General features: G+C 72.1%; 7 protein-coding genes. 1 reads left to right on the forward strand and 6 read right to left on the reverse strand.

Going from position 1 to position 7,569, the window contains the following annotated elements; all coding sequences use genetic code 11:
• Nucleotides 1-192: 192 nt before the first annotated feature.
• The 5 genes from DFQ13_RS31760 to DFQ13_RS31775 all read right to left on the reverse strand — a co-directional run bounded on the left by DFQ13_RS31760 (nt 193) and on the right by DFQ13_RS31775 (nt 5,573).
• A complete protein-coding gene (locus DFQ13_RS31760) occupies nt 193-1,716 on the reverse strand; it encodes a S8 family serine peptidase (protein ID WP_233438675.1) in 1,524 nt (507 codons plus the stop codon).
• A 296-nt stretch (nt 1,717-2,012) separates the two neighbouring features.
• Nucleotides 2,013-2,429 carry an ATP-binding protein gene (locus DFQ13_RS31765; RefSeq protein WP_035286138.1) on the reverse strand — a complete coding sequence of 139 codons (417 nt, stop codon included), beginning with the start codon at nt 2,427-2,429 and terminating at the stop codon, nt 2,013-2,015.
• A 239-nt stretch (nt 2,430-2,668) separates the two neighbouring features.
• Nucleotides 2,669-2,818: a hypothetical protein gene (locus DFQ13_RS34285; protein WP_161784498.1), complete on the reverse strand. Its 150-nt coding sequence runs from the start codon at nt 2,816-2,818 to the stop codon at nt 2,669-2,671.
• A 329-nt stretch (nt 2,819-3,147) separates the two neighbouring features.
• Nucleotides 3,148-4,101, reverse strand: a complete 954-nt coding sequence (locus DFQ13_RS31770; protein ID WP_110082476.1) for an LLM class F420-dependent oxidoreductase — start codon at nt 4,099-4,101, stop codon at nt 3,148-3,150.
• Nucleotides 4,102-4,970: 869 nt separating this feature from the next.
• Nucleotides 4,971-5,573, reverse strand: coding sequence for a TetR/AcrR family transcriptional regulator (locus DFQ13_RS31775; RefSeq protein ID WP_035289400.1), 603 nt, complete (start codon nt 5,571-5,573; stop codon nt 4,971-4,973).
• Nucleotides 5,574-5,916: 343 nt separating this feature from the next.
• On the opposite strand from DFQ13_RS31775, the gene DFQ13_RS31780 reads away from it, so the two are divergent.
• Nucleotides 5,917-7,356 carry an Rv3212 family protein gene (locus DFQ13_RS31780; RefSeq protein WP_146241430.1) on the forward strand — a complete coding sequence of 480 codons (1,440 nt, stop codon included), beginning with the start codon at nt 5,917-5,919 and terminating at the stop codon, nt 7,354-7,356.
• A gap of 12 nt (nt 7,357-7,368) precedes the next feature.
• On the opposite strand, the gene DFQ13_RS34600 is transcribed toward DFQ13_RS31780, so the two are convergent.
• Nucleotides 7,369-7,569 (reverse strand): hypothetical protein (locus DFQ13_RS34600; protein ID WP_219994721.1); only part of this gene is annotated, 201 nt, incomplete at its 5' end.

Genomic DNA, 7,569 nt, shown 5'->3' on the forward strand with positions numbered 1-7,569 from the left:
CAACGAATCCGGCGCCGAAGCGACCCCCTTGGCCGCGCGGAGGGGCATATCCGCTGCTCAGGACGTACGTAATATCACTGTGATCTGTGTCCGGTCGGTGTTCGCAAGATCGAAGCAGGGGGCAAAAGCAACGGCCCGCCTCCCCTGTTCGGGGGAGGCGGACCGTTGGTCGGATGATCGGACCTAAGGAGGTCAGCGGGCCCAGAGGGCCTGTCCGCCGGAGCCGTAGAGGACCAGGTTCGAGTCGTTCTGCAACACCAGCCGGGTCGCGGCGGACCGCCAGCTGTTCGTCGCCCACAGCGCCCGGCCGCCCGAGGTGTAGAGCACGACGTTCCCGTCCTCCTGGAAGACGGTGTACGCGCCCGGGTTGCCGTAGGTGCCGGTGTGCCACCACGCCTGGTTCGCCTGGGTGTAGAGCACGAGGTTGCCGTCGGACTGCATGTCCAGGTGGTAGCGGCCGTCCGGCGAGCGCAGCGACTGCCCGGCGTTCATCCGCTTCCCCTTGGTCAGGGTGTCACCGAGGGAGGGGCTGGTGATGGCGCCGGTGTGGAGGAACCGGTTGGGCGAACCGGTGCCCGCGTTGCCGACCCGGCCCTGGACGGCGGAGCCGAGCAGGTTGTCGGTCACCTGCTGCGGCGACAGCGCCGGGTTCGCGCCCAGCACCAGCGCCGCCGCGCCCGCCACGTGCGGGGAGGCCATCGAGGTGCCGCTCATGACCGCGGTGGCGGTGTCGCCGCCGGAACCCGCCGAGGTGATGTCGGAACCCGGGGCGAACAGGTCGACGCAGGTGCCGTAGTTGGAGTAGGAGGCCCGGGCGTCGGTGCTGGTGGTGGCGCCGACGGTGATCGCCTCCGCGGTGCGCGCGGGCGTCTGGTTGCAGGCGTTGGTGCTGGAGTTGCCCGCCGCGATCGCGTAGACCACCCCGTCGGCGATGGAGGCGCGGATGGCGTTCTCCAGGGTGGTGTTGGTGCCCGGGCCGCCGAGGCTCAGGTTGGCCACCGCGGGACCGGAGACGTGGTTCTGGGTGACCCAATCGACCCCGGCCACGACCTGCGCGAAGCTGCCGGAGCCCGCGCAGTCGAGGACCTTGACCGCGGTGAGCTGCACGCCCTTGGCCACGCCGTGGGTGGACCCGCCGATGGTGCCCGCCACATGCGTGCCGTGGCCGTTGCAGTCGGTGTCGTTGCCGTCACCGGTGGTGTTGGTGCCCCAGGTGGCCCGGCCGCCGAACTGCTGGTGCGAGGTGCGGATGCCGGTGTCGATCACGTACGCGCGCACGTTCCCGGCGGTGTTGGGGTAGGTGTAGGTCCCGTTCAGCGGCAGCGCCTGCTGGTCGATGCGGTCCAGGCCCCAGGTGGCGCCGGTCTGCGTGTCCTGGGTGGTCACCACGCTGTTCTGCTCGACGCGCTCCACCGACGGGTCGGCGGCGAGCCTGCGCGCCTCCGCCTCCGTCATCTCGCCCGCGAAGCCGCGCACGGTGGCCTGGTAGGTGAACCGCACCTTCGCCCGGTGCTTGCCCGCCAGCGCGCCGACCAGGTCGCGCACCGGCCGCTGCCGGGTCGCCCCCTCCTTGAACACGACGAGGTAGCTGTCCTTGATCGCCCCCGGCTTGCCCGCGCCCAGCACGTCGCCCTGCGCGGCGGCGCTGGGCACGACCGCGAACGCGACGCCCACCCCCGCCACGACGGCCACGCCGAGGCCCAACAGTTTGTTCACGCGCGCGGTGAGAGGACGCGGCATCGGATCTCCCTCGGAACAGGACAGGCGGGGCCCGGTGGACCCCCATTCGGCCCCCTCAGTGGGGACAGTCACCTGAATACCCTGCTCAACGGCGCGTTTCTGCACCCCTTGTACCCTTGTGGACAGACCATTGGGATGTCTGCGCGCACGTTCGGACGCACCTTTGTGGGCGGATGGCAAAAGTTCCCCGGCCGAGCGCCCCCACCCATCATGACCGGGGTCCGGGGTCCTGCGCAGAGGGGATGTGGGCGGACCAGGGGTTCCGGGTGGGATCAGTCCCGGTGGGGCACGTGGGCGAACACCGTGGTGTGCCCGTCGGCGACGCTCAGGTCCATCCGGTCGGCGATCGCGGCGATCATGGCCAGGCCGCGACCGCGGACGCCGTCGACCGTCGGCTGCTTCCAGGTCCCCTGGTCGCGCACCCGCACCTCGACCCCGCCCGCGTCGTGCACGGCGGTGAGGCTGATCGGACCGGGGTCCGGGCTGTCGCCGTAGGCGTGCTCGATGGCGTTGGTCAGCGCCTCGTCGACCACCAGGACGACGTCCTGGCGGGTGCCGGTGCCCACCCCCAGCCCGGTGAGCCACCGGTCCAGGGTGGCCCGCACGTCCGGCAGCGCGGCGGCGGTGGTGGGCACGGCGAGTGCCAGTTCGGCGGGCGCGGCACCGCGATCGGTGTCCGTCGTCGTCATGCCGCCCCTTCCCCGAGCGCCCTCGCCCGCGCCGGGAACGTCTGCACCGGCTTCGGGCTCCGAACATGGCGTCGCGGTTGCGCACCCGATCGTTACCGGTTCACCGGTCACCCGATCGGTGCGAATCGGATCGGGAAGTCGAGGGAGGTGCGGAGTGCAACCTGCGACAGGACGCCTGCGGGGCGGGTGCTGCCCGGACGCCGTCGTCCCGGCAGTACCCGCCCCGCAGGCGGAAATCCTCAGTGGACAGAGAGTTCGTCGGCGTCGACCGGCTGTTGCAGCGGATCGTCCGAGATCGGGGTCACCGGTCCCAGGACACGCGGTTCCAACTGCTGCATGCCGACCGCGCCGAGCATGACGACCAGGGGAGTGGCGAGTGCGATCCACATGGGACGGTGACCTCCAGCTCGACGGCAGCTCTACCCGTTACTTACCCCGAACGGCCGCACCTCACACGGTCGCGGCTGTGCGGAGTCCAACAGCGGAAACGGTTTCACGGCCCCGACCCCGGGTCACGGCCCGCCGGACGACGACGGGACGCGTGCGCGTTCGGGTCCCCACCCGCCCGCGCACGCGTCCCGCCCACCAGGTCGACCGCGCCGGATCAGTCCCGCCAGGTCAGCCTCGCCAGGTCAACTGCGCCAGGTCAACCGCGCCGGATCAGCCCCCGCCAGGTCAGCCGCGCCAGGTCAACCGCGCCGGATCAGCCCCCGCCAGGTCAGCGGAGAGCCGGGATGACGTCCTTCGCCCACACCCGGAAGAACTCCTCGTGGTCGGACCCGATCTGCTGCACGTACACCTCGTCGGCGCCCGCGTCGACGAACTCGCGCACGGCACCCACGTGCCGGTCGACGTCCGGCCCGCACACGATCTGCTCGGCCACCGCGTCCTCGGTCACCAGGCTCGCCGCGTCGGCGAAGTCGCGCGGCCGGGGCATGGTCTGCGCGAGCTGGCCCGCCAGGCCCTCGTTGCGCCAGAGCCGGTGCGCCGTCGCCCGGCCCGCCGCCTCCGTCTCGGCCCAGCACACCTTCATCCCGGCCTGCACCGGCTTCGCGCCGCCGCCGGACATGCGGAACGTCCCGACGAGGTCCGCGTCCGGCATGACCGTGCAGTAACCGTCACCGATCCGGGCCGCCAGCTCGGTGGCCTGCGGGCCGAAACCGGACACGTAGATGGGCACCGGCTCCTCCGGCACGGTGTAGAGCCGCGCCTCCTGGACCTCGTAGAACTCGCCGTGGAAGGACACCTCCTCCCCGGTGTGCAACTTGCGGATGACCTCGACGGCCTCCTCCAACATCGCCAGCCGGACCCCGACCGACGGCCACGAGTCACCCAGGATGTGCTCGTTGAGCGCCTCGCCGCTGCCCACGCCCAGGGTGAACCGACCACCGGTCTGCACGGCCGCCGTCGCCGAGGCCTGCGCGACGATCGCCGGGTGCACCCGCACGGTCGGGCAGGTCACCGCCGTCGTGATGGGCAGCGACACCGCCTCCGACAGGGCACCGATGACCGACCAGACGAACGGGCTCTGCCCCTGCTCCTCCAACCACGGGTGGAAGTGGTCGGAGATCCACAGGCGCTCGAACCCGGCCTCCTCGGCCAGGCGGGCCTGCCGCACCAGCTCCTTGGGGCCGAACTCCTCGCAGGACAGGAAGTACCCGATGCTCACCATGGCCCCCGGGTACCCCGCGGCGCGGGCTGAAACCGACCTGCTGTGCTCCGGGGTCCGGGTTCCGGGCGGGGTGGACGTGCTCGACCGCGGTCCTGGTTGCGAGCCCGGATTTCGCTGTCGTGCCCGGGTGGATTTGCTTCGCCGGGATCGCTCCGTGTGCTGTCGGCTCAAGAGCCGGGATTTTGTCGCTGGTGCCCGGGTGGGCAGATCTGCTCGGCCGTGCCGTGGTTTCAAAGCCCGGTCGTTTGTTGGGCGTGCCCGGGTGGGTGGATCTGCTTGGGCGGGGCCCCTACAGCGATCATGTGCCTGGTGTGACCGAGTGGGGCGAAAAGAGGGCCCCACTGCCCAGGCAGGCTTGCACATGATCGCTTCCCCCACCCAAGCACATCCACCCACCCGGGCATTCTGGCGCCGGGCCGGCGGTTTGTTGGGTGGTCGGCAGTTGTGCAAGCCGGGTTCCAGGTGGCCGGGGCCGGGTGGGTGGCTGGTTGCCGCTGCACCAGGAGGGTTTCGAGTGGCTGGTGGCTGCGCCGTGGGGCCCGGATGGCTGGTGGCCGTGCTCGATGGTTCGGGGTGGGTGGCCGCTGCGCCCAGGGGGTCCGGGTGGCGGGCCTGCCGCCTGGTCGGGCGGGCCGGGCGGCTGAGCCGGTGGCGTTCCGGGTGGCTGGTGGTCAGGCCTGCGGTTCGGCTGGCCGGTGGTTGGCGGTAGTGCGGTGATCGGCGGCCGGGTGGTGGTCTCGGCCTGCCGTTCCTGGTCCGCCTGCGGGGTCATGCCCTCGGTTGGGGGTTCCGGGTGGCAGGCGGCTGGGCCTGCGGTTCCCCGGCCGGGCGGTGGTCGGCGGCCGGGTGGTGGGCCCGGCCTGCCGCTCCTAGCCTGCCTGCGGGGCCATGCCCTCGGTGACGAACGCCAGCAGGCGCACGCTGTGGTCGACCTGCTCCGGGGAGTTCTCCCTGGTCCAAGCCGCGGCGGTGATGACCGCGTACAGCTCCTCGGCGGTCACGTCCGTCCGGATGCGGCCCGCTTCCTTCGCCTTGGCCAGCAGGGGGGCGACGGCCTTGTGCACGATCACGCCGGTGTGGTGCAGGGGGGCGCCCGCGGTGTGCGCGCTGCCCGCCAGGAAGCTCGCCAGCCCGCGGTAGGTGCTGCAGTGCTCCACGGCCAGGCGCACCCACGCGGTGAGCGCGCCCAGCGCGTCGCCGTCTTCCTCGGTGAGGGTGGTGGCGGCCTGGTCTAGTTGGTCGAGTTGTTCGCGCACGGATGCCTCCACCAGGGTTTCCCTGGTGGGGAAGTGGCCGTAGAGGGTGCCGATCGCCACTCCGGCCGCCTTGGCTATGTCCTCCAGGGACGCGCCGGTGCCCCGGTTGGCGAACGCCACCCGGGCCGCCTCGAGGATGGCGTCGTAGTTGCGTCGCCCGTCCGCCCGTTTCGGGCGGCGGGCCCACGGGGCCTCTGTCTCTGCTGCCGGACTCACCGCACCTCCTGGGACTCGAGGGGGGAGGTTACCTCCATTCGAGGGACAACGATGGCGCGGAGGTGGAGGTATGCTGTACGGTCCGGCCACTTCGATGATCCACTGCTGTCATCCGCGTGGTTTTCGCCCCGGTTCACCCCCGCCGATCCGAACGGGGATGACACATTCCGCGCGGTAGCCTCAAGCGCCCTTGAGCGCTCGCCGCCGATGTGCCACGGTGGGGCGCCAAGAGCATCTGACCTGGGTAAACAAGGGAGAAGCGGTGGCGGACGACGCGGTCGGCGCAGGCGGTCCCGGAGCGCGGGGGACCGAGCCGGTCGAACGCGTCCCGGTGGCGGGGCAAATGTCCCAAAACGACCGGGACGAACCCGGGGGTAACCCTGGACACACTTCCGACCCGCTGCGCGAAACCGTCCCGGCGGGGCCGCGTGAGACTGCCCCGGCGGGGCCGCGTGAGACCGTCCCGGCGGGACCCCGGGAGACCGTCCCGAGGGGACAGCGCACCCGCTTCACCGGCAAGCGCGACTGGGTCGTCGCGGGCGTGCTCGTGGTGGCGCTGGCGGCCTCGGCGGTCGTGCTCTGGCAGACCGGTGACCTCGCCGCCACCACCCGCGCCCCCGCCGCTGAGCCGGGCGCGGTGCAGGAGCCGCCGTTGCAGTTCCCGCCGTCGCTGGCCGAGACCTGGCGCGCGGACAGCCCGATGACCCCGGTGCCCGTGGTCGCGGGCGCGGTCGTGGCCACCGGGATGGGCGGCGAGGTCCTCGGGCGCGACCCGCTGACCGGTGAGGTCAAGTGGCGCTACGCCCGCGACCGGGCGCTGTGCACCGTCGCCCCGTTCGACACCGCCCCGCCGCAGCGCACCGACAGCGGCACCGTGCTCGCCCTCTACGCCTCCGACGGCGGGGCGCTGCCCGACGGCGACCCGTACGCCAAGGGCGGGTGCAGCGAGGTCACCGGCCTCGACGGCACCAGCGGCAAGGTCGAGCGCACCCGCAACTCCGACGCCGAGTTCGGCACCCGGCTGCTCTCCGACGGCAGCACCGTCACCACCACCGGCAGGCGGCTGCTCACCAGTTGGCGCTCCGACCTGGTGATGACCTCGCAGTACGGCACCCGCCCCACCCCGGTGCAGTTCCGGTCCAACCTGCGCCACGGCTGCACGTTCGGCTCGGTCGCGGTCACCCCGGGCAAGATCGGCGTCATCGAGCGCTGCCCGGAGGACAACGGCGCCGACCGGCTCACCGTCTACCGCAGCCAGTCCCCGAGCGGCAAGGACAACGACGACGTCGAGGTCGTCTCGAGCACCGTCGTGGGCGCCCGCGCCCGCATCGTCGCCCTGACCGACACCCACACCGCCGTCGCCCTGTCCGACCCGGCGCGGCTGCGCGTCTACACCTCCGCGGGCATCGCCCTGGCCGACTACCCGCTCGACGAACCCGGGCCGGGTGAACCCGCCAACACCGACCCCCCGGGCGCGACCGTGCTGACGACCACCGGCCCGGAGGGCGTCTACTGGTTCACCGGCTCCCGCACGGTGGCCCTGTCCCCGGCCGACCTGCGTCCGATGTGGACGATCCAGACCACGCTCGGCCCCGGGGTGGTGCAGGCGGGCAGGCTGGTCGTCCCGATCCAGAACGGCCTGGCCGTGCAGGACGAGGTCACCGGCGCCAACGTCGGTGTGATCCCGGTCGACCGCGGCGGCTACACCGGTCCGATCACCATGTCGGCCACCGGTGAGATCGTCCTGGAGCAGCGCGGCCCCACCCTGGTCGCCCTGCGGTAGGGCCCACCGGGGTCAGGGCAGCTCGGTGAAGCCCGCCGCGCCGTCGTTGAGGAAGTGCCGGACGGTGACCGCCCCGCCCGACTGCTTGGTGATCAGGCCCACGTCGGGCACGCCGTTGTAGGGCGTGTCCTGCGGATCTTTCCCATGATCGTGTGCAGATGATGGGGTGTGGTCGGACGTGGTGAGCTGACGGACAAGGCCTGGGCTGCGATC

The sequence above is a fragment of the Actinokineospora spheciospongiae genome (assembly GCF_003182415.1).
Taxonomy (GTDB): domain Bacteria; phylum Actinomycetota; class Actinomycetes; order Mycobacteriales; family Pseudonocardiaceae; genus Actinokineospora; species Actinokineospora spheciospongiae.

Excerpts from the sequence above, each read along its gene's own strand:
- DFQ13_RS34285 (WP_161784498.1), bottom strand. The coding sequence starts at position 2,818 with ATGTGGATCGCACTCGCCACTCCCCTGGTCGTCATGCTCGGCGCGGTC.
- DFQ13_RS31765 (WP_035286138.1), bottom strand. The coding sequence starts at position 2,429 with ATGACGACGACGGACACCGATCGCGGTGCCGCGCCCGCCGAACTGGCA.
- DFQ13_RS31780 (WP_146241430.1), top strand. The coding sequence starts at position 5,917 with ATGTCCCAAAACGACCGGGACGAACCCGGGGGTAACCCTGGACACACT.
- DFQ13_RS31770 (WP_110082476.1), bottom strand. The coding sequence starts at position 4,101 with ATGGTGAGCATCGGGTACTTCCTGTCCTGCGAGGAGTTCGGCCCCAAG.